The sequence below is a fragment of the Actinomadura harenae genome (assembly GCF_003696215.1).
GTDB lineage: Bacteria > Actinomycetota > Actinomycetes > Streptosporangiales > Streptosporangiaceae > Spirillospora > Spirillospora harenae.
Window position 1 is genome coordinate 1 of sequence record NZ_RFFG01000111.1, and the last position, 24,362, is coordinate 24,362.

Below are 24,362 nucleotides of genomic sequence, written 5' to 3' on the forward strand. Positions count from 1 at the left end.
TCCGCCACCCGCCACCTCCCCAGACTCGATCCCGACGGGATCGAGTCTGGACACAGAACCCGCCCGAACCCGGCAAGCCCGACGGCGTGTCACCCAACCCGGTGATCATTTCCGGTCAGCGCACTAGGGGATCAGGACGGCCGCGCCGGCGAAACGGTCGGCGCGGAGGTCGTCGAGGGCCCGGTCCGCCTCGTCCAGCGGGTACTCGTGCGTGGTGACCTGGAGGTTCAGGCGGGCGGCGAGGGTGAGGAACTCCTCGCCGTCCGCGCGGGTGTTGGCCGTGACCGACCGCAGCTCGCGCTCCTGGAACAGGTGGCGCCGGTGGTTCAGCGGCGGGACGTCCGAGAGGTGGATGCCCGCGACGGCGAGCGTGCCGCCCCGGTCGAGGCGTTCGAGCGCGGCCGGGACGAGGTCACCGGCGGGCGCGAAGCAGATCGCGGCGTCCAGCGGGGACGGGCCGACGTCGAACGAGTCGCCCACCCAGGCCGCGCCGAGGTCGAGCGCCAGCTCGCGGTCCTCCTGGCTGCGCGTGTAGACGTGCAGTTCGGCGCCTTCGGCGAGGGCGATCTGCGCGGTGAGGTGGGCCGATCCGCCGAAACCCCAGATGCCGAGGCGTCCGCCGGGCGGGAGGTCGGCGCGGCGCAGCGACCGGTAGCCGATGATCCCCGCGCAGAGCAGCGGCGCGGTGCTCGTGACGTCGAGCCCCTCGGGGAGCAGGTAGGTGAACGCGTCGACGCCGAGGGCGAACTCGGCGTAGCCGCCGTCGGCGTCCCAGCCGGTGTAGACCGAGCGCGGGCACAGGTTCTCCCGGCCCCGGCGGCAGAACCGGCAGGCGCCGCACGTGCCGCGCAGCCAGGCGACGCCGACGCGGTCGCCGGGACGGCGCAGGCAGTCCGGTCCGGCCGCCACGACCTCGCCGACGATCTCGTGGCCGGGGACGACACCGGGCCGGTGGACGGGCAGGTCGCCGTCCAGGACGTGCAGGTCGGTGCGGCAAACCCCGCACGCCAGGACCCGCACGAGCACCTCGCCGGGGCCCGGCTCGGGCACGTCCCGCTCGGTCCGCTGCAGCGTCCCCGGTTCGGGAACCGTCCACGCGCGCATGTATCCCACGCTACGCCGGGACGCGCCTGTCGCCCTGGGGTGCCCCCGGAACCGGTGGGCAGGTCTAGATCGGCTGGACGGCCAGGTGCGCCCAGGACTGGGTGAACCAGAGCTCGCCGCCGATGATGCGCGGCTTGGCGCCGGTGCGCGGGCCGCCGTCCACCTCGTCCAGCAGCTCGGTGCGGATCACGTCGGCGGCGTCGGGGTCGGACGCCCCGGCCAGCCACGGCTCCAGCGGGCGTTCGACGGTGAGCACGTCCAGCCGCCGGACGTTCGCGCCCGCGGACACGACCAGCTCGGTGAGGCCCGCGATGGACGGCGTGCCCGGGTGCTTCGGGTCGCGCAGCCGCTCGATCCGGTCCCGGTCGGTGCCCGCGGTGTTGCCGCGCACGAGGTCGGCGATCACGACGCGCCCGTCCCGGCGGCAGACCCGCAGCAGCTCCCGCAGCATCCGCTCGGGACAGCCCAGGTGGAACAGCGCGAACCGGGTCGTGACCAGGGAGAACGAGCGGTCCAGGTAGGGCAGCGCGCACGCGTCGGCCCGGACGGCGCCGCGCGGCAGGCGGCGCACCTCCAGCGGCGACCCGTCGGACGGCGGGACGGCGTCGAGCGGCTCGCCGAACGGTTCGTCGCCGAGGTCGGCGATGCGCACCGGGCCGGTCGCGAACGTCGTCGTGGGCGTCCGGGTGGCCTGCGGCCGGCGTGCGGGCGCCGCGTCCACGGCCGTGACCCGCCGCACCAGCCCGGTGAGCGCCGCGGGGAGCGGGCCCGGGCCGCGCGCGACGTCCAGGCAGACGTCGTCGGCGCGGGGCTCGGCGAACTCGAGCAGCCGCCGCAGGTGGGGCGCGACGGCGCGGCCGGGCTCGTGGAGTGTGGTGGCCGGATGCGGCACGTCAGGACTCTCCCTCGGCTCGGGGGCGGCGAAGCGGCGGGGTCCCCGTCCCGCCGCCGCCGGTCGAGGAACGCCCGGTGGCGGTGAGGGGAGGGCTGAAGCCGGTTTCGTCAGTTATGACTCCGTGACACGCCGGAAGGTTCGACTTCGATGTAGATCAAGTCCGCCCGGTCGTCCGAGGGGCGGCGGAGAGCGGCCGTCAGCTGCCGAGCTGATGGCCGAACAAGGCGAGCGCGACCAGCGCGAACACGGTGATCACCGCCATCCGGGTCGGCGAGCGCAGCTTCAGTCTCGCGGCGACCCACCGCACGCAGAAGGCGATCAGCAACCCGGTGACGATCAGGGCGAGCAGAGCTTGCATGGACGGCCACCTTCGCTCGGGGGGACTGGCCTTCACCCCCGACGATAACTCGGTCAGAGGCGGGTTACCGGCCGGTCGCCCCGGGGGATAACCTCCCGTTCGTGGCTGAAGTGACGGAAACCAAGAACAAGGGCGTCGCCGAGCGGCTCGACGCGGTCATGCTGAACGTCGCCCGGGGCCGGGTCGCGCTGGGCCTCGCCGCGTTCGCCGCCCCGAGACTGACCGTGAAGGTCATGGGGCTCGGCAAGGACTCCGACGCGGGACGCGACTACGTCACCCGCATGTTCGCCGCCCGCGAGATCGCCCTCGGCGCGGGCTACCTGCTGAGCCGCGGCCACGCCCGCCGGACCTGGGCCCGCCTCGGCCTCGTCGTGGACGGCCTGGACACCGTGAACGGCCTCCGCAGCCGTCCCGGCCTTCCCCTGTGGGTCTCCGCGGGCGCCGTCGGCATCGCCGGAGGCACCGCCGCCCTCGGCGCCGCGAAGGTCACCCGCGACCTGGTGTCCTGACCGCCGGGCCCGAAGGCCCTCCCATCACGTGATCTTTGTGCTCCGCCGGGGTAGGTCCCTCCGAGAAACGGACGGTTCGGGGGGACCGGGCGCCTTGGGGGTCACGGTATGTCCACAGCTGCGGAAGAAGCGGTAGAACCTGGCCGGCAGATGCCGAAGGGCCGGGAGCTGGGCGTCGTCCTCGGCGCGCTGATGCTCTCGATGCTGCTGGCGGCGCTGGACCAGACGATCGTGTCGACGGCGCTGCCGACGATCGTCGGGGACCTCGGCGGGCTCAACCACCTGTCGTGGGTGGTGACGGCGTACCTGCTGTCGTCGACGGCGTGCACGCCGCTGTGGGGCAAGCTCGGTGACCAGTACGGGCGCAAGCGGCTGTTCCAGGCGTCCATCGTGATCTTCCTGGTCGGGTCGGCGCTGTGCGGCCTGTCGGCGAGCATGGACCAGCTGATCGCGTTCCGGGCGATCCAGGGCGTGGGCGGCGGCGGCCTGATGGTGCTGGCGATCGCGATCGTCGGGGACGTGGTGCCGCCCCGCGAGCGCGGCCGGTACCAGGGCCTGTTCGGCGCGGTCTTCGGGGTGTCGAGCGTGTGCGGGCCGCTGCTCGGCGGCTGGTTCGTGGACAACCTGTCCTGGCACTGGGTGTTCTACATCAACCTGCCGGTCGGGCTGCTCGCCCTGGTCGCGATCGCGTTCGCGCTGCACGCGCCGTCCGAGCGGCACCGGCACCGGATCGACTACCTGGGCACGGCGCTGATCATCGGCTGGTCGGTCGCGCTGGTCCTCATGACGACCTGGGGCGGGACGCAGTACGACTGGGTGTCGCCGCAGATCATCGGTCTCGGGGTGTTCGCGGTCGTGCTGATCGTGGCGTGGGTGTGGGCCGAGCACCGCGCGTCCGAGCCGATCATCCCGCTGCGGCTGTTCCGCGACTCGACCTTCAACCTGTCGTCGGCGATCGGGTTCGTCATCGGCTTCGCGATGTTCGGCGCGATGGTCTACATCCCGCTGTTCCTCCAGGTCGTGCACGGGGTGTCGCCGACGATGTCGGGCGTGCACCTGCTGCCGATGATGCTCGGGCTGCTGGTCGCCTCGATCGGGTCCGGGCAGCTGATCAGCCGGAACGGCAGGTACCGGATCTACCCGATCGTGGGCACGCCGCTCGTCGCGCTGGCGCTGTACCTGCTGTCGCGGATGGGGGTCGGGTCGTCCACGTGGACGATGAGCCTGCGGTTCGCGCTGCTCGGCTTCGGCCTCGGCCTGGTCATGCAGGTGCTGGTCATCGCGGTGCAGAACCGGGTGCCCTACGCCGACCTCGGCGCCGCGACGTCCGGGGTGACGTTCTTCCGGCAGATCGGCGGGTCGTTCGGCGTCGCGGCGTTCGGGACGGTGTTCGCCAACCGGCTCGCGGACAACATCTCCGCGCTGGCGCGCAAGGGCGAGCTGCCGCGCGGGTTCGACCTGACGGCCGTCCAGGGCGATCCGAAGCTGATGGACCGGCTGCCGCCGAACGTCCGGGCCGACATCCTGCACGCCTACTCGGACGCCATCTCCACGGTGTTCCTGTGGGCGGTGCCTGTCGCGCTCGTCGCGTGCGTGCTGACCTGGTTCATGAAGGAGACGCCGCTGCGTTCGGGCGCGGCCTCGGCGGGGAGCGTCCAGGCGCCCGGGGACGGCTCGTCGCGGCACCAGGCCGAGCGGGCGCTCAGCGAGCTCATCCGGTGCGATCCGGAGGCGATGGAGCTGTACGCGCGGCTCGCGCAGGCCGCCGGGGTGGACCTGCCGCCCGCCCAGATGTGGGCGCTGTGCCGGATCGCCCGGGACCGCTCGGTGTCCGGCGACGAGCTGGCCGAACGCGCCGGGGTGACGGTCGAGGAGGGGCGTCCGCACGTCCGGAGCCTGGTGGACCGGGGGCTGGTGACGTCCGAGGAGGGCGTCCTCGCCCCGACGAAGAGCGGGGAGGACGTCGCGACGCGGCTGGTCGACGCGCGGCGCGCCGGGCTGGCCCGGCAGATCTCCGACTGGTCGCCGGACGAGAACCCGGAGCTCGCCGACGTCCTGACCCGGATCTCCCGCGCGACGCTGGGCGACGACACCGAGGGACGCGCCGTCCACGGCACCGGCGGACGGCACCGCGCGCCGCGCCGCCACCGCTCCCACTAGACGGACCGTTTCCGCCAGGGCGGACCGCTTCCACCAGGGCGGATCGGCATACCGGTCGGGATCCGAGACCCAGGTCACACGAGATTGCGCCGGGGGCGCGGTAATCTCATACTGACTGACCGAATCTCACTCGGTTTCGGGACGGAACCACCAACCCCTGGCTTTTTGGAGGCGTAGTGGCCGAGGCGTACATCGTCGGCGCGGTCCGTACCCCCGTCGGTACCAAGAAGGGCGCGCTCAAGGACGTGCACCCCGCCGACCTCGGCGCGCACGTCCTGAAGGAGCTGGTCAACCGCACCGGCGTCGACCCGTCCGCGGTCGAGGACAACATCATGGGCTGCGTCATGCAGGTCGGTGGCCAGTCCCTCGACATCGCGCGCACCGCGTGGCTGTCGGCCGGGCTGCCGGAGAACGTGCCCGGCGTGACCATCGACCGCCAGTGCGGCTCGTCCCAGCAGGCGATCCACTTCGCCGCGCAGGGCGTGCTGTCCGGCACGCAGGACCTGGTCGTCGCGTCCGGCGTGGAGCACATGGCCAAGGTGCCGATGGGCGCGTCCATCGTGCAGGGCCTCGACTTCCCGTACGGCGAGGGCTGGGCCGAGCGCTACGGCATGCAGGAGATCTCGCAGTTCCGCGGCGCGGAGCTGATGGCCGAGAAGTGGGGCTACACCCGCGAGGACCTGGAGCGGTTCGCGCTGGAGTCGCACCAGCGCGCCGCCAAGGCGATCGAGGCGGGCCACTTCGACCGCGAGATCGCCCCGCTCGCCGGGCTCGCCAAGGACGAGGGCGCCCGCCCCGACACCACCCTCGAGAAGATGGCGTCGCTGAAGACGCTGCGCGACGGCGGCGTCATCACCGCGGCCGTGGCGTCGCAGATCTCCATCGGCGCGTCCGCGCTGCTCATCGCGTCCGAGGAGGCCGTCCGGCGGCACAACCTCACCCCGCGCGCCCGCATCCACACCCTCGCCGTCACCGGCTCGGACCCGGTCTACATGCTGACCGGCCCGATCCCGGCGACCGAGAAGGCCCTCGCCAAGAGCGGCCTGTCCATCGACGACATCGACGTGTTCGAGGTCAACGAGGCGTTCGCGCCGGTGCCGTTGGCGTGGGCGCACGAGACCGGCGCGTCGCTGGAGAAGACCAACCCGAACGGCGGCGCGATCGCCCTCGGCCACCCGCTGGGCGCGACCGGCGGCATCCTGATGACCAAGATGCTGCACGAGCTGGAGCGCACCGGCGCCCGCTACGGCCTCCAGACGATGTGCGAGGGCGGCGGCCAGGCCAACGCCACCATCATCGAGCGCCTCTGACGGTCGGCTTTCTGACATCGTCCGGGCGGGACCACGCGGGTGGTCCCGCCCGTTCTTCTTGGGAGGGCCTGTGTACTCGACGATCCTGTACTCGGTGGCCGATCGGATCGCGCGCATCACCCTGAACCGCCCGGACGCGCGGAACTCGCTGAACGACGCGATGGTGGACGAGCTGCTCGACGCCTTCGCGCGCGCACGAGACGACGACGAGGTCCGGGTCGTCGTCCTCACCGGGGTGGGCGACCGGGCGTTCTGCGCCGGGGCCGACCTGGGCGGGCTGGCGGCGTCCGGGGTGGCGGCGACCCGCGAGGAACTGCGGGCGAGCGCGCCGTTCCGGCTGTTCACCGCGTTCCCGGCCCTCGGCAAGCCGGTCATCGCGCGGCTCGCCGGGCACGCCGTCGCGGGCGGGCTCGGCCTCGCCGCCGCCTGCGACCTGGTCGTCGCGGCCGACGACGTGAAGCTCGCGACGCCCGAGGTCAACGTGGGGCTCTGGCCCATGATGATCATGGCGATCATCAACCGGAACGTCGCGCCCAAGCAGGCGTTCCGGCTCTACTACACCGGCGAGCGGATCTCCGCCGCCGAGGGCCGCGAGATCGGCCTGGTCACCGACGTCGTCCCGCGCGCCGAGCTGGACGCCCGGGTGGACGCCCTGGCCCGCACGATCGCGGCGAAGTCGCCGATCGGGCTGCGCCGCGGCCGGGACGCCTTCTTCGCCGTCGAGGGCTGCCCGCTGGACGACGCCGTCGAGTACCTGCTCGGTGAGCTCGTCCAGCTCGCCGCCACCGAGGACGCCAAGGAGGGCATCACCGCCTTCCTGGAGAAGCGGCCCCCTCACTACCAGGGCCGTTGACGCCGCGGAGGACGTGGCGGAGGACGTGGCGGAGGCCGCCGGCCGGACGCCCGGGGCGACGGGCGTCCGGCCGGCGACCGGTACCGGCGGACGTCAGGAGGCGGACGGCCCGACGTTCGCGCCGCTCAGAGGGACGCGGGTGACGCGGGCGGACGACAGCTCGTCGGCGCCGATGTCGGCGGGGCCGGTGGCGGGCTGGCCGTCGATGTCGGCTCCGGTGCCCGGGAACGGGTTCTTCGCGGCGTTCACGGCGGGGCTGCCCTTGACGAGGTGCTGGAGGCCGCCGCTGAGCTTCAGCTTCGGGTCCGCGAACCGGTAGCCGGACGCCGGGACGCCCGGGGCGCCGGTCGCGGGCGCGAAGAACAGGTTGCCCGCGAACACCGGGTTCAGGACGCTCAGGCTCACGGCCGGGGCCTTCGCCGTCCGGACGACGTTGTCGGTGAAGGTCAGGTCATGCGCCTTGCCGCCGCCGGAGTGGTCGCTCTTCACCTGGCCCAGGACGGTGTTGTGCGTGAACCGGACATGGTCGGCCGGCCAGTAGGCGTTCGGGTCGGACGTGCCGCCGCCGACGGTCACGCCGCCCTCGACGTAGTTGGTGTGGATGTCGTGGCCGCGCCCGTAGAACCGGATGCCGGACGTCCCGAACAGGTCGTTCCCGTAGACCTGGGTGTCGTTGCTGAAGCGCAGCACGATCCAGCCCTTGCTGTTCCGGAACGTGTTGTACCGGATGACGTTGTTCGACGACTTGACCGAGATCCCCTCGGCGTCGCCGTTCGCGCGGTCCAGCAGGTTGCCCTCGATGACCGCGTGCGCCGGGACCGCGCCCTTGTCGCCGTACCCGAGCCGGATGCACTCGCCGCCGTTCGCCCCCGCGTACCCGTGGTCGCCGAACAGGTTCGCGTTCACGCGCGTCCGCTGGGCCATGGTCGTCCCCGGCCCGCTGATCTGCAGGTACACGCCCTGGGACCGCTTGTGCGCGAACGTGTTGTGGTCGATCTGGACGTCGTCGCCCTCCACGCCCACCCAGTTGTTCTTGGTCGCGGGCTCGGCCAGCCGGAAGGTGTTGCGCGTGAGCCGGACGCCGGGGGAGTCGGCGGGCACGGACGGCGCCTGCCGCGTGTGGAACACGAACCCGGCGACGGTCACGTAGGGGGAGCGGGAGAGCGTGATCCCGTCCGTCCCGGTGAGGACGACCTTGCCGGTGTGCTGCGCGCCGACCGTGATCCGGGCCTGCTTCGTCCCGGCCCGCCCGGTGATCGTCACGGGCTTGGCCAGGGCGTACGTGCCGTCGCGGAGCAGGACGGTGTCGCCCGGACGCGCCGTGTCGATCTTCTTCTGCAGGTCCGCAGGGGAGGACGCCAGGACGGTCCGCCCGGCCACCGCCGAGACCGCCGTCCCGTGCCCGCCGCCGGTGGCGGCGACCGCCATGGCCGCCGTGGCCCCGCAGGCGAGCACGCCCGCGCCCGCCGTGAGTACCGAGATCCGTGCCGTCCGTCGCATCGTCGAGTGACCTCCGTGATCGCCTGGGCTCGCGGCAGTGTAGAAGCGGAACGCCCTGGAGCGGGGACGAAAGCGTCAACTACGACACGAGTGTTCAACCGGCGTACATCCGCTCAATCCAGCAGTGCCGGAACCGGCTCCGCACCCCGACCCTCCTGGACCGTGTCGGGTGACGCGTCCCTGAGGAGGGGCCTGACCAGGACGAACTGGAGCGCCGCGAGGACGAGGCAGAGCGCGGCGGTGCTCGCCCACAGTACGGTCACGCCCGCGTCCTGAAGGATCCGCGTCGCCGTGACCGGCGCGATGATCGCGGCGAAACCCCAGCTCAGGCCGTACACCGACAGGTAGTGGCCCCGTCCGTCCGGCGGGGCGATCCCGGCGACGGCGGCGTACACGCGTCCGAAGATCAGCAGGTCGCCCAGGCTCCACACGACGGTCGCGACCGCGAGCGGGACGAGCCCCCGCGCGACCGCGTCTCCAGAGAACACCACGTCACCAGAGAGCGCCGCGTCTCCAGAGAACACGGCGTACCCGGAGAACCCGGCCGCCAGCAGGACGCACCCGGAGGCGAGCGTCACCGGCGTGGACAGCGCGGCCAGGCGTCCGAGGCGCAGCAGCGGCTGGCCCGCGACCGTGGTGACGGCCGAGACGGTGAACAGGATCCCGGCGTCGGCGGCGTCCCCGCCGCTGTGCGCCATCGACAGCGGCAGGGCGACGGTGACCTGCGTGAACACCAGCGCGTAGAACGTCCCGGTGCCGAGGAGGGCGAGCAGCGCCCGGTCCCGCCACGGCGAGGGGCCGCCGCGCCGGGCTCCGCCGCGCGCGGGCCTGTCGAGCGGCAGGACGCGTCGCACCACCACCGCGCAGGCCAGGCAGGACGCGGCGTCGATCACGAACAGCCAGCGCAGGTCCCAGCGTCCGACGGCGGCCGCGATCAGCCCGGCGCCGGCGCCCCCGGCGGCCAGGGCGGCGCTGAACAGGCTGTAGGCGCGGGCCCGGTCGGCCGGGGCGACGGCGTCGGCGATCAGCGCCTGGCTCGCCGGTTCGTAGATCTCGTAGACCAGCCCGAGCAGGACCGCGAACGCCAGGACCTGCCAGGTCGTCCCGGCGGCGGCGATGGCGAGCTGCGCGACCGCGCACCCGGCGAGCCCGAGGACGATCGAGCGGCGGCGTCCGATCCGGTCGGCGAGCCGTCCGCCGAGCAGCCGGGACGGGATCGTCGCCACCCCGAACGCGGCGGTGACCAGCCCGGCCGTCGACGGGCTCGCGCCGAACCGGGCGACGGTGAGCGCCGCCAGGAACGGCACCGAGAACGCGCCCAGCCGGTTCACGGCCCGCGCCGCGGCCAGGAGCCACACGCCGCGGGGCAGCCGGTTCCGTGTCACCACGCCCTCCGTAACTGTCATACTGAAAAATGACAGTCACGACCGTACGGCGGCAGGCATAACTCGTCAATGCCGTTTCGACAGTTACATCGGTCTCAGAGGGTGAGGCTCAGCGTGCGCTGGATCCGCGCCGCCGTCGCCTGCATCCGGTGCGCCCGCGCCTCCACCTTCGGCAGCTTCGTCGAACGGCACGAGATCGCGAGCGCGCCGACGACCGTGCCCGTCGCGTCCGTGACCGGGACGGCCGCGCAGCCGGTGCCGAGCGCGTACTCCTCATGGTCGAGGGACAGGTCCGCCTGCGCGCTCAGCAGCCGCATCAGGCGGCGCGGCTCGGTGATCGTGTGCGGGGTCAGGTCGACCAGCGGATGCCGGGCCAGGTAGTCGCGGCGCCGCTCCTCGTCGAGCTGGCCGAGCATGCACTTGCCGATCGCCGTCGCGTGCGCGGCCTCGTCGAACCCGACCCACAGGTCCACGCGCGGCGCGCGCGGGCCGTCGGCGATGTCGACGATGCGGATCTCGTCGTCCACGTGCATGCCGAAGTAGGACGCGACGCCCAGCTCGTCCCGCAGGGCGACCAGCGCCGGGCGGATGCGGGTCAGCAGCTGCTGCGCGCGCGCCTGTCCCTGCAGTGAGTGGACACGGTCGCCGAGGACCCAGGCGCCGTCGGTCATGCGGAGCGCGTAACCCTCGTGCGCGAGGGTACGGAGCAGGTGGTAGGTGGTGGCGAGCGGCAATCCCGCCTCGCGGGACAGCTGCTTCGCGGGCGCGCCGTTGGGGTGGGAGGCCACGGCCTCCATGAGCCGCAACGCGCGCTGCACCGAGGAGATGAGAGTTGGTCTCCGTGTCTCATCCATCACGCACAGCGAACCCCTCCGGCCGGGCAGTGGCCAAGACATGGGCGGTACGCGACCATTGGATCACCTTCCGTGTCCACGGGGGATGGTTTTCGCCAAGACGGTCTCCTCCCGGGCCCTCCTCAGCGGCGCGTTCCGGGCGTGACTTCACGGAAAGAGCCCCCGGGAGCACGTCCAGGGAGTCGGCATGAAGCAGCCGGACCAGCGGCCGGACCAGCGGCCGGACCATGCCGCCCGCGCCGGTGGGCAGCGCGACCAGGCGCCCCAGGGCGGGACGCATGTGGACGAGCGCACCGCGCGGAAGGTCGCGGAGGAGGCCCGCGAGAGCGAGTGGCGGCTGCCCAGCTTCGGTAAGCGGCTCTTCTTGGGCGACCTTCGCCTGGACCTGATCCACCCGCATCCGCGTCCGGACGCCGAGGCCCGGCGGAAGGGTGACGAGTTCCTGGCCCGGCTGCGAGAGTTCTGCGCCACGCAGGTGGACCCGGCGCAGATCGAACGGCAGGCCCGCATCCCGGACGACGTGGTCAAGGGGCTGCGCGAGCTCGGCGCGCTCGGCATGAAGATCCCCGAGCGGTACGGCGGGCTCGGCCTCGGCCAGTACCACTACGGCCGCGCCCTGATGGTCATCGGGTCGTGCAGCCCGGCGCTCGGTGCCCTCGTGTCGGCGCACCAGTCCATCGGCGTCCCGCAGCCGGTCAAGCTGTTCGGCACCGCCGCGCAGAAGGCCGCGTGGCTGCCGGCCAGCGCCCGCTCGGTCACCGCGTTCCTGCTCACCGAGCCGGACGTCGGGTCCGACCCGGCGCGGCTGCGCTCCACCGCCGTCCCGGACGGGGACGCGTACGTCCTCAACGGGGTGAAGCTGTGGACGACCAACGGCGTCGTCGCCGACCTCGTCGTGGTCATGGCGCGCGTCCCGAAGAGCGAGGGGCATCGCGGCGGCATCTCGGCGTTCGTCGTGGACATGCGCAGCCCCGGCATCACCGTCGAGCACCGCAACGCGTTCATGGGGCTGCGCGGCATCGAGAACGGCGTGACCCGGTTCCACGACGTCCGCGTCCCGGCGGAGAACCTGGTCGGACCGGAGGGCGCGGGCCTGAAGGTGGCCCTGACCACGCTGAACACCGGACGGCTCTCGCTGCCCGCGATGTGCGCGGCGGCGGGGAAGTGGGCCACCGGCATCGCCCGCGCATGGACGGCCGAACGCGTCCAGTGGGGACGTCCGGTCGGGGAGCACGAGGCGATCGCGAAGAAGGTGGCGTTCATCGCCGCGACCGCCTACGCGCTGGAGGCCATGCTCGACCTGTCGGGACAGCTCGCCGACGACGAGCGCAACGACATCCGGATCGAGGCGGCGCTGGCCAAGCTGTGGGCGTCGGAGATGGCGTGCCGGATCGCCGACGAGCTCGTCCAGGTGCGCGGCGGGCGCGGCTACGAGACCGCCGAGTCGCTGGCGGCGCGCGGCGAGCGCGGCGTCCCGGCCGAGCAGGTGCTGCGCGACCTGCGGATCAACCGGATCTTCGAGGGCTCGACCGAGATCATGCACCTGCTGATCGCGCGCGAGGCCGTGGACGCCCACCTGTCGGTGGCCGGCGACATCATCGACCCGGACGCCACGGCCGCCGACAAGGCCCGGGCGGCGGCGCGCGCGGGCGGCTTCTACGCGCGCTGGCTGCCCACGCTCGTCACCGGCTCCGGGCAGCGCCCCGGCGCGTACGGCCAGTTCGGGCCCCTGGCGCGGCACCTGCGGTACGTCGAACGCGCCTCACGCAAGCTCGCCCGCTCCACCTTCTACGCGGCGGCGCGCTGGCAGGGCGGACTCGAACGGCGGCAGGGCTTCCTCGGGCGCATGGTCGACATCGGCGCGGAGCTCTACGCGATGAGCGCGGTCTGCGTGCGCGCCCACGCCGACGCGCACCCCGAGGGCGACCCGGTCGGCGAGGGCACCGAGCCCGGACCGTCGGCGATCCGGCTCGCCGACGTGTTCTGCCGGCAGGCGCGCGTCCGCGTGGACGGTCTGTTCGACGGCCTGTGGCACAACACCGACGCGGAGGACGGACGCCTCGCCCGCGAGGTGCTCAACGGCGATTTCCGCTGGCTGGAGGAGGGTGTGCTCGACCCGTCCCTGCCCGGTCCGTGGATCGCGGCCGCCGACTTCGGCCCGACCGAACGGGACGACGTCCATCGGTTCATCGGCTGACGGTCCTCGGATTTCCGGGCTGGAAATGAGAGTCCCGCGAGGCCGGACTACCTGCGGATCATCGCACAGTGTCACCATATGAAAACTCTCCGCCTGTCATCTCTGCGGTGTGTCGGTATGTTGCAGCCACCCGGTGCCCGCGCGGCCGCCGGGCTGCCCCGGCGGCCAGGTCGGCCGAGACGGCCGACACGGAGGTGAGCGGAGGGACGGCGGGATGCTCAGCATGATCGTCGACGACGTTCGGGAACCGGCGTGGAACCTCGCGCTGGACGAGGCCCTGGCGCGGGTGCCCGGTCCGCGCGGGCGGCGGGCCGTCCGCACTGGGGGAAGACCTTCGGGCCAGGGGACGGTGCCGCCGCCCCGGCCGGGCGTCCTGCCGCTCGGCGTCCCGTCCGGGGGCACGGCGGCCGAACGGGCCGTCCCGGTGCTGCGGGTGTGGCAGAACGCGCCGAGCGTGGTGATCGGCCGGTTCCAGAACGTCGAGGAGGTCGTGGACCTCGCCGCCTGCGCGCGGGACGGCGTCCGGGTCGTCCGGCGGGCGAGCGGCGGCGGCGCCGTCTACACCGACTCCGGAACACTGCTGTTCTCGCTGGTCAGACGACCTCGACCGGGAGAGCGGCGCATCCCCGCCGAATGGCCGGACCTCGACGTCCTCGTCGGGACGGCGCTCGGACGGCTCGGCTACCCGCAGGACGTCCTCACCGGCGGGGGGATCGTCCAGGCGGCGCGGCTGCGGGCGCGGGACGCCGTGCTCACCCATCTCGCGGTGCACGTCACGCCGATCAACGCCTACGGCCCCGCGTACCTGATCCCGCCGGAGGCCCGGCGCGGGGAAGGTGGCGTCCGGCTGGAGGCCCGGCGGGGCATGGGCGGCGGGGGCGGTGCGGGCGGCGGCGTGCCGTCCGGCGGGGTGCCGTTCGGACGGGGGCCGTCCGGCGGGGCGCCGTCCGGTGGGGGTGAGCGGCGCACGCTCGCCGACCTGGGGAGGCCGATCACGCTCGATGCCGTGCGCGCGGCCGTGCTGAGTGAGATCATGGACGTCTACGGAATCGCGCGTACCCGGCGTCCGGATCCCGGCGAGCAGGCCGTCCGCGACCACCTCTACAGCGTCCGCTACGGAGATGTGACCTGGAATCTGTCGGGCCCCGCGGGCCCTCGGCGGCCCGCCCGGGAGTTCAGCGGCGGCTGACCGGAGGTTAACCGATGGCAGAGGTGCCGTTCACCGCCCGCTGACCTGGCCTTTTCCTCGTCCGGGTCCATGCGGTCCGAGGGGCCGTCCGGGGTGCCCACTGTGGGTAGACTGTCCCGTCCTTGTGCCCGAGATCGGCATCGGCCCCTGCCGAACAGCACCCGAGCGAGCGGGAAGTATGCAGTCACCAGGTCAGAAGAAGAGCATCATGGGCGGCGTCCTCAGCCTGCTGAGCAGCGGCCCGAAGCGGCCCGCCGCGGCGGCGGCGCCCGCCGCGGGCGAGGACGTCGTCCAGCCCGCCGCCGGTGAGGGCGCGCTGGAGAACCATCTCGGCGGCGACGAGGCGCGCAACTACCGCCAGTACGAGTACGACATGGTCGCCCCGCACGTGGGCCGCAAGCTGCTGGAGATCGGCTCCGGGCTCGGCCACTTCTCCGAGCAGTTCGCGGGCCGCCTCGACTACCTGGTCGTCTCCGACAACGACCCCTACTGCGTCGGTGAGCTGCGCAAGCGCTACGACGGCAACGACGACGTCGAGGTCATCGACCTCGAACTGCCGGCGGAGATCGACATCCGGCAGAAGGTCGACACGGTCGTGATGATGAACGTCCTGGAGCACATCAAGGACGACGTCCAGGCCCTCCGCGACCTCGCCGCCGTGACCGAGCCCGGCGGCCGCATCGTCATCTGGGTCCCCGGCTACCCGCAGCTGTACGGCGACTTCGACCGCAAGGTCGGGCACGTCCAGCGGTACACGCCGGCGACGCTGGAGAAGTCCGTCCGCGACGCGGGCCTGGTTCCGGACGTGCTCAAGCCGATCAACTTCCTCGGCGGCATCGCCTGGTGGGCGGCCGTCCGCCGCGGCGGCGCGGGCTACCCCGACCCCCGGCTCGTCAAGATCTACGACCGGACGGTCATCCCGACGACCCGGGCGATCGAGCGGATCGTCCGGCCGCCGTTCGGGCAGACCGTCTTCTGCGTCGCCCGCGTCCCCCGCTGAGCGGAGACCGCGGGCCTGGGACGCGGCGCCTTGGGACGCGGCGCCTTCGCGTCCGGCGGGGCCCGGTCCACCTCTTGGGTGGACCGGGCCCTGTTCTTTGGGCGCTCGGTACCCGCGGGCGGCATCCGTATGGGGTTTTAGGTACCCCGGCTCGGGAGGTTGGCCGATGCCGGCGCGGGCGCCGACCGGCAGACTCGGTGACGTCCGAACGGCCGGGGAGCGCCCCTCCAAGCGGAGGAGCTCCGCGAGGTCCCGTACGCCCCGCGCCGTGAGGACGGCCACTGAAGTTCCCGTGTGGTCCGACGGTCCGGCGGCGGAGGTCCGGGAGGGGAGACGCCGTCGCCGGTCCCGGGACGGACCACGTCCGGGAACTCGGCGGCCACCCCCGGAGCACGCCGCCGGTGGGACGGTCCCTGGTGCGGCGTCCCTCCGGCGGCGGCCATCCCGCCGGTCCGGGCGTGTCCCTCCCACGGCGCGCCCGGGCCGGCGGCCCCCGCCGGTCGGCCCGTCGGCCTCTGAGGGGGGAGGCCGCCGGGCCCGCCCGCGGGAGGGCGGCCCGCGGTCAGTGGGAGGCCGGGGTGAAGAGGGAGAGGCGGTGCGCGGTCGCGGCGGCCTCGCCGCGACCGGCGACGCCCAGCTTGGCCAGGATGTTGGAGACGTGCACGCTCGCCGTCTTCGTCGAGATGAACAGCGCCTCGGCGATGTGGCGGTTGCTCTGCCCCTCGGCGACCAGGCGCAGCACCTCGAACTCGCGCGGGGTGAGGCCGAACGGCGCGGCCTCACCCGGGTCGGCCTGGGCGCCGAGCCGGGCCCGCTGGGTCAGCGCGGACAGCCGGTCCAGCAGCGGGACGGCCGCGAGGCCCCGGGCCAGGTCGGTCGCGCGGGCCAGGCGGGCGCGGGCGGCGTCCCGGTCCCCGGCGTGCAGGGCGGCCTGCCCGGCCCAGGAGAGGGCCACGGCCTCGTGGTACGGGTTCGCCAGGGCGTTCCAGGCCGAGGCGGCCTCGTCCCAGGCGGCGGCGTCCAGGTCCCCGCGTGCGCGCGCGGCGGACGCGTCGTACGTGAGCTTCCACGCCCGCTGGAGCGTGCCCAGGACCAGCGTCGCCTCCGCGCGCTTCTCCACGCGCTCGAGATCCGCCGTTCCGCCCAGCTCGGCGCAGGCCATCGCGGCGTGGACGAGGACGGGCCACGCGTAGCGCGAGTCGTCCGGAAGCGACTCGTCGTGGGTGCCGAGGACGGGTTCGGCGGCGACGAGCGCCGCGTCCGGACGTCCCTGGGCGAGCCGGATCCCCGCCTCCAGACGGCGGGTCGCGAACAGGTCCTGCACCTTCGGCCAGGTCACCTCGCGGGCGTACCCGAGCATCCGCACCGCCCGGTCGAGATCGCCGCGCGCGGTCGCGATCTCCCCGGCGAGCGCGAACAGCGAGGTGCGGATCTTGCGCGGCGGACGCTGGTCGATGGTGCGGCGGAGCAGCGCCTCCGCCTCGTGCCAGCGGCCGAGCGAGACCAGCGGCTCGGCCTGGTTGATCGCCAGGAACGCGCCCTGGGTGCGGGCGACGCCGTTGGCCTGGGCCTTCTCCACCCCGTCGCAGGCGACCTTCACGGCCTCGGCGTGCCGTCCGGAACCCTCCAGGAAGTGGGAGCGGTTGACCGCGACCCGCAGCCGCAGCCGCTCGTCGCCCTCAGCGTCGGCGAGGACCCGCATCTCCTCCAGCAGCCGCTCGGTCGGGTCCTCCTGGCCGTAGCCCGCGCCGTAGTCGAAGTCCAGGCAGGACAGGGCGAGCAGCGCCTCCACCTCGGCCTGCCGGTCGCCCAGCCGGCGTCCGAGCTCCAGGGCGGCGTGCGCGGCCCGCCGCGGCTCGTCGGAGTTCTGCAGCAGCCGGCCGACCGTCGCGAGCGTGTTCAGCGCCCGCGCGCGCTGCGACGTCGGCCGGTCCGCGGGCAGCAGCCGGACGGCCTCGCGCAGGTCGTCCGCGGCCCCCGGCATCGTCTGGTCGAACAGCATGCGGCCGCGGCGCTCCAGCAGCGCGGCGCGGCGGCTCGCGTTCTCCGGCTCGTCCGGGAGCATCTTCAGCGCCCCGGTCGCGTACTTCACGCCCCGGTCGAGCTCCCCGGCGCTCTCGGCCGCGAGGACGGCCTGCTCGAACACCTCGATCCGCGTCGCGCCGATGCGCTCCGCCGCGTCCGGCACCCGGTCCCAGAGCTCGAGGACGCGGGCGAGCATGTCCAGGCACTCGGCGTACGCGACGCGGCGGCGCGCCTCGCCCGCGGCGCGCCAGGACGCGACGAGCGCCCACAGCGCGTCGTGCGCGGCGTGCCAGTGGTGGCTCAGCTCGTGCCAGAGCCGGTCGGCGGGGACGAGGTCCGGGTCCGCCTCCAGCGCCTCGGCGTACCGGGTGTGCAGGCGGGTGTGCTCACCGGGCAGCAGGTCGTCGTGGACGGCCTCGCGGATCAGCGCGTGCCGGAACGCGTAGCCCTCGCCGTCCACCACCAGGACGTTCGCCGCGACCGCCGGACGCAGCACGCGGGTCAGCGCCGCGTCGTCCAGCCTCGACACCGCCGCGAGCAGCCGGTGATCGATCCGGGTTCCGCCGCCGCTGGCATCCCGCAGTGCCTCCTGCGTCTCGTCCGGAAGCCGCTCGACCCCGGCGAGCAGCAGGTCGCGCAGGGTCTCGGGAAGCTCGCACACCAGCTCCCCGTCGCAGCCGACCAGCGTCTCCACGAACAGCGGGTTCCCCTCGCTGCGGGACCGCACGGTGTCGATCAGCTCGGGGTCCGGCGCGCGGCCGAGGATGTCGGCGACCAGCTCGCCGATCTCGTCCCGGGACAGCCGGGGCAGGTCCAGGCGACGCACGCGCTCCACCCGGCCGAGCTCCGCGAGCAGCGGACGCAGCGGATGGGACCGGTGCAGCTCGTCCGACCGGTACGTCACCACGATCAGCAGCGGGGCCGACCCGACGTTGCGCACCAGGAACGACAGCAGGTCGCGGGTGGACCGGTCGGCCCAGTGCGCGTCCTCGATCACCAGCACGACCGGGGACCGCTCCGCGAGCCGCTCCAGCAGCGTCAGCATCGTCTCGAACAGCCGGGCCCGCTCCTCGCCGGACGCCGCGTCCGACTCGGGCTCGCCGAACTCCGGCAGCAGCCGCGCCAGCCCGGACGTCGTGCCGCGCGGCAGCAGCTCCGCCACGCCGTCCACGCCGACGTCCCGGACCAGCCCGCGCAGGACGGTCGTGAACGGCGCGAACGGCAGGCCCTCCGAGCCCAGCTCCAGGCAGCCGCCCACCAGGACGCGCGCGTCGTCCTTGACCGCCGCGCCGAACTCGCGGATCAGCCGGGACTTGCCCAGCCCCGCCTCACCGCCCACCAGCACCGCGCCCGGCGCGGCGGCCAGGGCCTCGGTCAGCAGGTCGAGCTGCCCCGCCCGGCCGACCATGATGGGGGACGTCCCGTATGCGCTCACGACTCCCAGCATGCCAGCCGTTTCGCGCACTTCTCCTGTGATATTTCGCTACCAGGACTGCCCGCGATGCTCGTCCAGTTCCGGTACCGGCCCAGGTGGCAGGGGGTGTGTCACCGTCGTCCGCACCGGGCTGCCGACCGTCCCGTCCACGACGACGCCGCGCGCCGCGAAGTGGGGATGAACCATCATCCCGGCCCTGCCGAGGACCGGCGCCACGGGCGCGCCCTCGGCGCCGAGCCGCCGCAACGCCTCGTCCGCTTGGAGCTCGCCGATGGCCGTCTCGATCGCCTTGTTCAGCTCGTGCGTGCGCGCGAGCCGGTCGGCGAAACCGAGGTGGGCGATGCCGTCCAGGCCTAGGGCGCGGCATACGGCCGTCCAGAGGCGGTCCTCGGAGACGACGCCGAGCGTGATCGCCTGGTCGTCGGCCGTGCGGTACACGCCGTATCCGGCGACGGGGCCCGTCCGGTGCGTCCTGGGGTTCGTCGCCTCCGGGACGGTCGCCACCCAGTTCGCCAGGACGTCCGCCATCCCCAGATCGATCCGCTCGCCCACCCCGGTCGCGCGCGCGTGCAGGACGGCGGCGGTGATCGCGAACGCCGCCATCGTGGCCGCCGCCATGTCCGCCAGGGGGAGTTCGTCTGCTGCGGGGGAGGTGGCTTCCGGGGCGAGGGCTCCGGCGTAGGCCCGGTAGTTCAGGTCGTGTCCGGGGACGTCCGCCAGTGGTCCTTCGGCTCCGTAGCCGGACAGGGAGCAGTAGACGAGTGCCGGGTTCGCCGTCCTGACGTCCGTGTGGCCGACCCCGAGCCGCTCGGCCACGCCTGGGCGGAACCCCTCGACGAAGACCTCGGCCCCTGCGGCCAGCTCAAGGCACCTTGTTCGACCGCTTTCCGTCTTGAGGTCGAGCACGACACTTCGCTTGTGCTGGTTCAGCAGGTCGAAATGCGACCGGAACGCTCGCATCGGCTCGCCGCCCGGCGGCTCCACCTTCACGACGTTCGCCCCGAACCGCGCCAGCAGTTGTGTCGCGTAGGGGCCGGGACGCCACGTCGTCAGATCCAGCACCCGTACGCCGTCCAGCAGTCCCATGGCAGCCCTCCCGCGCCTCGACGAGGCCACCGTCCCGCCTGCGACGGGATGACGTCAAGCGAGCGCTTGGTTGAACTCGGGGTGTTGACGGGGTGTCCGGGCGGGGTGACGCTGGGCTGGGGCGGTTGTCGCGCGCCGGGCCGTCCGGCCTGGTCAGGACGGTGGAGGTGGTGGAGATCCGATTCTCGCTCTTCTACGAACACCAGCTGCCGAGACCCTGGGACGACGGGCAGGAGCTGCGGCTCTACCAGGACGCCCTCGACCAGATCGAGATCGCCGACCGGGTCGGGTTCGACGCCTGCTGGGAGGTCGAACACCACTTCCTCGAGGAGTACAGCCACTCGTCCGCGCCGGAGGTGTTCCTCGCGGCGGCGTCGCAGCGGACGAAGCGGATCCGGCTCGGGCACGGGATCGTCCAGCTGCCGCCCGGCGTCAACCACCCGGCCCGCGTCGCCGAGCGGATCGCCACGCTCGACCTGGTGTCGAACGGACGCGTCGAGTTCGGGACGGGGGAGTCGTCCTCCAGCGCCGAACTCGGCGGATTCGGGATCCGGCGCACCGAGAAGCGGGCGCAATGGCAGGACACGATCGACGCCGTCACCCGCATGTTCGTCGAAGAACCCTTCGCGGGCTGGAACTCGCCGTCCCTGCGGATGCCGCCGCGCAATGTCATCCCGAAACCCGTCCAGAAGCCCCACCCGCCACTCTGGGTGGCCTGCTCGCGGCGCGAGACCATCCAGTTCGCCGCCCGGAACGGCATCGGCGCACTCTCGTTCTCCTTCGTCGAGCCCGAGGACGCCGCCAAATGGGTGGACGAGTACTACCGCATCATCGAGTCGGACGAATGCGTCCCGGCCGGTTTCGCCGTCAACCCCAACGTGTGCGTCGTCCTGCCAGCGATGCTGCACGAAGACGAGGCCACGGCGATCGAGCGCGGCATCGACGGCGCCCATTTCTTCGGCTTCGCCCTCGCCCATTACTACGGAACGACCCCGCACGACCCGGGACGCACGAATGTGTGGGAGGCATTCGAACAGCGCCGGGCCGCCCAAGGCTTCGACCGAGAGCAGATCATCGCCAACGCGCAGGCACTTCGAGTGAACGTCGGATCCCTTCGAGGGGCGATCGGAACACCGGATCAGGTGGCCGACCTCATCCGCCGCTACGAGAACGCGGGCGTGGACCAGATCGGGTTCGTCCTCCAAGCCGGACCCAACAAACACGAGCACATCTGCGAGTCGCTCGAACTGTTCGGGAAATCCGTCCTGCCGCGCTTCGCCGAAGGACGCGAAGAACGCGAAGCGGAGAAGGCCGCGCGCCTCGCCCCGGCCATGGAACGCGCCCTGGAACGGCGCAAGCCGGCCCGATCACTGCCCATCGGCTACCGCATGGACGAGGCCGCCGAGGTGGCCCGCGCGCACCGGGGGCCGCGCCTGCGTCGTCCGACGGCCGGCGACCTGCGGCACGAGGCCGGGCGACGCGTCCTGCGGGGGCTGTTCCGGATCGTCCACAACGCCTCGGACGAGGCCATCGAGCGCCGCTTCGGCCCCCGCGCCCAGCGCGCCTTCTTCGGCGGCATGGCCCGCGCGTTCGACCCGTCCATGGCGGGCGGCTTCAAGGGCGACATCGACTTCCGCCTCACGACCGCCGCCGGATCCGCCACCACCTGGACGATGACGATCACCGGCGACCGTGCCCACGCCCACCCCGGCCCGTCCCGCGGCCCCGCCCTCACCCTCGCGGCGTCCACACCCGACTTCCTCCGCATCCTGGTCGGCGACGCCAACCCCGCCAGCCTCCTGATGGACGGCCGCCTCGACATCCAAGGCGACTTCGAACTGACCCCCCGCCTAAGCGAAATGTTCGGAGGCCCATCCCCGTACTAAAACCATTGGCGCAGTGGCCGCGCCAACGCAAACTAGTCCCCTCCCATAGGGAAACCGATCGCGCATACCCATGCCCAATCTCCCCCAAAGAGACGACCACCCTGATCACTTGAGACCATCACGACGCGATTCCCAGTGATCGAACATGCGCGCTACGTAACTTCGCCCCATGGTCACACCACGACACGAAGCGCTACACCAGCTGGCGCGGGACAACCCCCGAACCATCGAACGGGCGCTCGAACGCGTCCACGGACTGTCCCTTCCCCCCGTCCGGGACGCCGAGATCCTCAACGTCGACCTCACCACCATCGAGGCCGTCGAGCGGCGCGTCGACTCCCTGGTCAGGCTGCGCACCGACGGCCGCGACATCGCCCTGATCTTCGAGGCGCAGCTCGACGACAAGAAGATCAAGAAGAGCCGCTGGCCGTACTACGTGGCCTTCGTCCACGACAAGTACGAGTGCGACGTCCTGCTCGTCGTCATCACCCACGACGCCGACGACGCGCTCCGGTTCGAGAAGCCGATCACCATCGGCCTGGACGGCTGGACGACCATGGTCGTCCGCGTGGCCGTCTTCGGCCCCCACAACGTCCCCCGTCTGACCACCCTCGAAGAGATCCGCAGGGACCACGCCTTCGGGGTGCTCTCCGCCCTCGTCCACAGTCGCTCGCCGATGCCGGATGAGATACTGGAGCCGCTGGCCCTGGCCCTCAACGAGGCGAAAGAAGACTCCGCTCAGCGGAACCTGAACGAGTTCGTCGAAGCCGGTCTCCTCGGAGAGACCCGGGAGCTCTGGAGGCAGTTCGTGAAGACCTACAACCCGCGCTACGTCTCGGTCCTCCGCGAGGAGGGCCTTGCCGAGGGCCGCGCCGAAGGGCGTGCCGAGGGCCGCGCCGAAGGGCGTGTCCGGGGACTGGGGGACTCGCTGCTGGTGGTGCTCGAGGGGCGTGGGGTCGTCGTGTCCGACAAGGCGCGGGAGCGGGTGCGGGAGTGCGTCGACCCCGACGTTCTGCGTGAGTGGCTGGTTCGGGCGGTGACGGCCTCGACGGAGGAGGACGTCTTCGGGTGACGGCGGGCCTCTCTCGGTAGGGGTGGATGGGCGTGTCGCGGATGTGGCGGCACGCCCGTCCTCGTTTCAGGTGCGCGGCGTCAAGGCGGCCACGAGGTGGTCGTGCAGGAGGCCGTTGGTGGCCAGGGCGGCGTCGTGGTCGATGGTCGGGGTGCCGGAGAGGTCGGTCAGGCGGCCGCCGGCCTCCTCGATGATGATCTTCGGGGCGGCCAGGTCCCAGGGTTTGCCCCAGGGGTCGAGCGCGGCGTCCAGGCGGCCTTCGGCGACGAGCATCTGGGACCAGAAGCCCCCCGAGCCCCAGCTGTGGCGGGCCCGGCGGGCGAGGTCGGCGATCTCCGGGAGGAGCGAGCGGTCGTCCCAGCGGTCCAGGGCGGCGAAGGAGAGGCCGGCCTCGGGGAGCGTGTCCACGGTGGAGACGCGGAGGGGGGCGCCGTCGGCGTACGCGCCCTGGCCCTGGGACGCCCACCAGCGGCGTTCCAGGGCGGGCGCGCTGACGACGCCGACGGTCGGGACGCCGTCCTCGACGAGGGCGATCAGGGTGGCGAAGACGGGGATGCCGCGGACGAAGTTGCCGGTGTGGTCGACCGGGTCGAGGAGCCAGCAGCGGGGGCCCCGGGCGCCGCCCGCCTCCTCACCGAGGATGGTGTCGTCCGGGCGGTGGTGGGCGAGGTGGGCGCGGAGGACCCGCTCGGTCTCGGTGTCCGCCTCGGTGACCAGGGTGCGGTCCGGTTTCGCCCGGACGGCGAGGTCCTTCCGGCGGAAGTGGCGGAGGGTGACGGCGTCGGCCAGGTCGGCCAGGGCGAGGGCGACGGAGAGGTCGGTCATTCGGACAAGGCTGGCATGTGTGACAACCCGGGGGCGCGCCGGACGCATTAGGGGTGCGTGAGGCTTTCGAGGCTGAGGCGGGCACATGGCGGATGACGAGTTCGTCGCGTACGTGGACGCGCGCATGGGTTGGCTGCAGCGGGTCGCGTACCTGCTGTGCCACGACTGGCATCGGGCGGACGACCTGGTGCAGACCGCGGTCACGCGGCTGTACCTGCACTGGCGGCGGGCCGAGGCCAGCGGGAATCTCGACGGGTACGCGCGGACGGTCCTCGTGCGCGTGTACCTGGCCGAGCAGCGCGGGTCGTGGTGGCGGCGCGTCCGGCCGGTGGAGGACGTCCCGGACGCGGCGCGACGGCCGGACGATCCGGACATGGCGGTCGATCTTCGTGAGGCGCTGAAGGCCCTGCCCGCGCGGCAGCGGGCCGTGGTCGTCCTGCGGTTCTACTGCGACCTGTCGGTGGAGCAGACGGCCGAGGCGCTCGGGTGCACGGGCGGGACGGTCAAGAGTCACACGGCGCGCGGCCTGGCGGCCCTGCGCCGGTCGCTGGAGGGGACACGGACATGAGCGAGGCGCAGGGGATGAACGGGCTCAGGGAGCGGCTGGACGAGATCGCCGCGACGCCGCGTCCGGCGGACGCGCCGGGGGTGCGCGCGAGCGCGGCCAGGGAGGCGGGACGGCGGGTCAGGCGCAGGCGGCGCGCCGCGGCCGCGGCGGG

19 protein-coding genes are annotated in these 24,362 nt (G+C 73.0%); 10 read left to right on the plus strand and 9 right to left on the minus strand.

Annotated elements, in window-relative coordinates:
- Nucleotides 1-123 precede the first annotated feature (123 nt).
- From EBO15_RS36260 to EBO15_RS45530, 3 genes are all read right to left on the minus strand, one after another.
- On the minus strand, nt 124-1,104 hold the full coding sequence (locus tag EBO15_RS36260; RefSeq protein WP_122198999.1) for a zinc-dependent alcohol dehydrogenase family protein: 981 nt from the start codon (nt 1,102-1,104) through the stop codon (nt 124-126).
- Between the two features lie 64 nt (nt 1,105-1,168).
- Entirely contained in the window at nt 1,169-1,996 is an 828-nt protein-coding gene (locus EBO15_RS36265; RefSeq protein WP_122199000.1) for a class I SAM-dependent methyltransferase, read from the minus strand.
- A gap of 199 nt (nt 1,997-2,195) precedes the next feature.
- Entirely contained in the window at nt 2,196-2,357 is a 162-nt protein-coding gene (locus EBO15_RS45530; RefSeq protein WP_199745021.1) for a hypothetical protein, read from the minus strand.
- Between the two features lie 101 nt (nt 2,358-2,458).
- Here EBO15_RS45530 and EBO15_RS36270 point away from each other — a divergent pair, with 101 nt between their 5' ends.
- From EBO15_RS36270 to EBO15_RS36285, 4 genes are all read left to right on the plus strand, one after another.
- Nucleotides 2,459-2,866 (plus strand): hypothetical protein, encoded by a 408-nt coding sequence (locus tag EBO15_RS36270; protein ID WP_233616681.1) that lies wholly within the window; start codon nt 2,459-2,461, stop codon nt 2,864-2,866.
- 150 nt (nt 2,867-3,016) lie between these two features.
- The gene (locus EBO15_RS36275) at nt 3,017-5,026 is read left to right on the plus strand and encodes an MFS transporter (RefSeq protein ID WP_233616682.1); all 2,010 of its coding nucleotides are present in this window, start codon (nt 3,017-3,019) and stop codon (nt 5,024-5,026) included.
- A 176-nt stretch (nt 5,027-5,202) separates the two neighbouring features.
- Nucleotides 5,203-6,336, plus strand: a complete 1,134-nt coding sequence (locus EBO15_RS36280) for an acetyl-CoA C-acetyltransferase (protein ID WP_122199002.1) — start codon at nt 5,203-5,205, stop codon at nt 6,334-6,336.
- Between the two features lie 70 nt (nt 6,337-6,406).
- Nucleotides 6,407-7,189, plus strand: a complete 783-nt coding sequence (locus tag EBO15_RS36285; RefSeq protein WP_199745022.1) for an enoyl-CoA hydratase/isomerase family protein — start codon at nt 6,407-6,409, stop codon at nt 7,187-7,189.
- Nucleotides 7,190-7,282: 93 nt separating this feature from the next.
- Here EBO15_RS36285 and EBO15_RS36290 read toward each other — a convergent pair whose 3' ends face one another.
- From EBO15_RS36290 to EBO15_RS36300, 3 genes are all read right to left on the minus strand, one after another.
- A complete protein-coding gene (locus EBO15_RS36290; RefSeq protein ID WP_122199003.1) occupies nt 7,283-8,689 on the minus strand; it encodes a polysaccharide lyase 6 family protein in 1,407 nt (468 codons plus the stop codon).
- 113 nt (nt 8,690-8,802) lie between these two features.
- Nucleotides 8,803-10,074: an MFS transporter gene (locus EBO15_RS36295; RefSeq protein WP_199745023.1), complete on the minus strand. Its 1,272-nt coding sequence runs from the start codon at nt 10,072-10,074 to the stop codon at nt 8,803-8,805.
- Nucleotides 10,075-10,169: 95 nt separating this feature from the next.
- Complete coding sequence (locus EBO15_RS36300) at nt 10,170-10,892, minus strand: IclR family transcriptional regulator (protein ID WP_233616683.1); 723 nt, start codon at nt 10,890-10,892, stop codon at nt 10,170-10,172.
- A 223-nt stretch (nt 10,893-11,115) separates the two neighbouring features.
- Here EBO15_RS36300 and EBO15_RS36305 point away from each other — a divergent pair, with 223 nt between their 5' ends.
- From EBO15_RS36305 to EBO15_RS36315, 3 genes are all read left to right on the plus strand, one after another.
- Nucleotides 11,116-13,125 (plus strand): acyl-CoA dehydrogenase family protein, encoded by a 2,010-nt coding sequence (locus EBO15_RS36305; protein WP_122199005.1) that lies wholly within the window; start codon nt 11,116-11,118, stop codon nt 13,123-13,125.
- A 214-nt stretch (nt 13,126-13,339) separates the two neighbouring features.
- On the plus strand, nt 13,340-14,314 hold the full coding sequence (locus EBO15_RS36310; protein ID WP_122199006.1) for a lipoate--protein ligase family protein: 975 nt from the start codon (nt 13,340-13,342) through the stop codon (nt 14,312-14,314).
- Nucleotides 14,315-14,492: 178 nt separating this feature from the next.
- Nucleotides 14,493-15,314: a class I SAM-dependent methyltransferase gene (locus EBO15_RS36315; RefSeq protein ID WP_122199007.1), complete on the plus strand. Its 822-nt coding sequence runs from the start codon at nt 14,493-14,495 to the stop codon at nt 15,312-15,314.
- Between the two features lie 562 nt (nt 15,315-15,876).
- Here the strand turns inward: EBO15_RS36315 and EBO15_RS47170 are convergent.
- Nucleotides 15,877-18,774 (minus strand): helix-turn-helix transcriptional regulator, encoded by a 2,898-nt coding sequence (locus tag EBO15_RS47170; protein ID WP_325051968.1) that lies wholly within the window; start codon nt 18,772-18,774, stop codon nt 15,877-15,879.
- Between the two features lie 48 nt (nt 18,775-18,822).
- A complete protein-coding gene (locus EBO15_RS36325; protein ID WP_122199009.1) occupies nt 18,823-19,860 on the minus strand; it encodes a CaiB/BaiF CoA transferase family protein in 1,038 nt (345 codons plus the stop codon).
- 170 nt (nt 19,861-20,030) lie between these two features.
- On the opposite strand from EBO15_RS36325, the gene EBO15_RS36330 reads away from it, so the two are divergent.
- Together EBO15_RS36330 and EBO15_RS36335 are read left to right on the plus strand one after the other, a co-directional pair.
- Nucleotides 20,031-21,746, plus strand: a complete 1,716-nt coding sequence (locus EBO15_RS36330) for an LLM class flavin-dependent oxidoreductase (RefSeq protein WP_158628459.1) — start codon at nt 20,031-20,033, stop codon at nt 21,744-21,746.
- Nucleotides 21,747-21,915: 169 nt separating this feature from the next.
- Nucleotides 21,916-22,818 carry an RpnC/YadD family protein gene (locus EBO15_RS36335; RefSeq protein WP_122199010.1) on the plus strand — a complete coding sequence of 301 codons (903 nt, stop codon included), beginning with the start codon at nt 21,916-21,918 and terminating at the stop codon, nt 22,816-22,818.
- A 66-nt stretch (nt 22,819-22,884) separates the two neighbouring features.
- On the opposite strand, the gene EBO15_RS36340 is transcribed toward EBO15_RS36335, so the two are convergent.
- Nucleotides 22,885-23,643, minus strand: coding sequence for an inositol monophosphatase family protein (locus EBO15_RS36340; protein WP_122199011.1), 759 nt, complete (start codon nt 23,641-23,643; stop codon nt 22,885-22,887).
- A gap of 85 nt (nt 23,644-23,728) precedes the next feature.
- Here EBO15_RS36340 and EBO15_RS36345 point away from each other — a divergent pair, with 85 nt between their 5' ends.
- Complete coding sequence (locus EBO15_RS36345; protein WP_122199012.1) at nt 23,729-24,211, plus strand: SigE family RNA polymerase sigma factor; 483 nt, start codon at nt 23,729-23,731, stop codon at nt 24,209-24,211.
- Nucleotides 24,212-24,362: the final 151 nt, after the last annotated feature.

What these genes read in the sequence shown, in the direction of transcription:
- EBO15_RS36260 (WP_122198999.1), bottom strand. Translation starts at nt 1,104, where the DNA reads ATGCGCGCGTGGACGGTTCCCGAACCGGGGACGCTGCAGCGGACCGAG.
- EBO15_RS45530 (WP_199745021.1), bottom strand. Translation starts at nt 2,357, where the DNA reads ATGCAAGCTCTGCTCGCCCTGATCGTCACCGGGTTGCTGATCGCCTTC.
- EBO15_RS36275 (WP_233616682.1), top strand. Translation starts at nt 3,017, where the DNA reads ATGCCGAAGGGCCGGGAGCTGGGCGTCGTCCTCGGCGCGCTGATGCTC.
- EBO15_RS36290 (WP_122199003.1), bottom strand. Translation starts at nt 8,689, where the DNA reads ATGCGACGGACGGCACGGATCTCGGTACTCACGGCGGGCGCGGGCGTG.
- EBO15_RS36305 (WP_122199005.1), top strand. Translation starts at nt 11,116, where the DNA reads ATGAAGCAGCCGGACCAGCGGCCGGACCAGCGGCCGGACCATGCCGCC.
- EBO15_RS36310 (WP_122199006.1), top strand. Translation starts at nt 13,340, where the DNA reads ATGCTCAGCATGATCGTCGACGACGTTCGGGAACCGGCGTGGAACCTC.
- EBO15_RS36315 (WP_122199007.1), top strand. Translation starts at nt 14,493, where the DNA reads ATGCAGTCACCAGGTCAGAAGAAGAGCATCATGGGCGGCGTCCTCAGC.
- EBO15_RS36325 (WP_122199009.1), bottom strand. Translation starts at nt 19,860, where the DNA reads ATGGGACTGCTGGACGGCGTACGGGTGCTGGATCTGACGACGTGGCGT.
- EBO15_RS36335 (WP_122199010.1), top strand. Translation starts at nt 21,916, where the DNA reads ATGGTCACACCACGACACGAAGCGCTACACCAGCTGGCGCGGGACAAC.
- EBO15_RS36340 (WP_122199011.1), bottom strand. Translation starts at nt 23,643, where the DNA reads ATGACCGACCTCTCCGTCGCCCTCGCCCTGGCCGACCTGGCCGACGCC.
- EBO15_RS36345 (WP_122199012.1), top strand. Translation starts at nt 23,729, where the DNA reads ATGGCGGATGACGAGTTCGTCGCGTACGTGGACGCGCGCATGGGTTGG.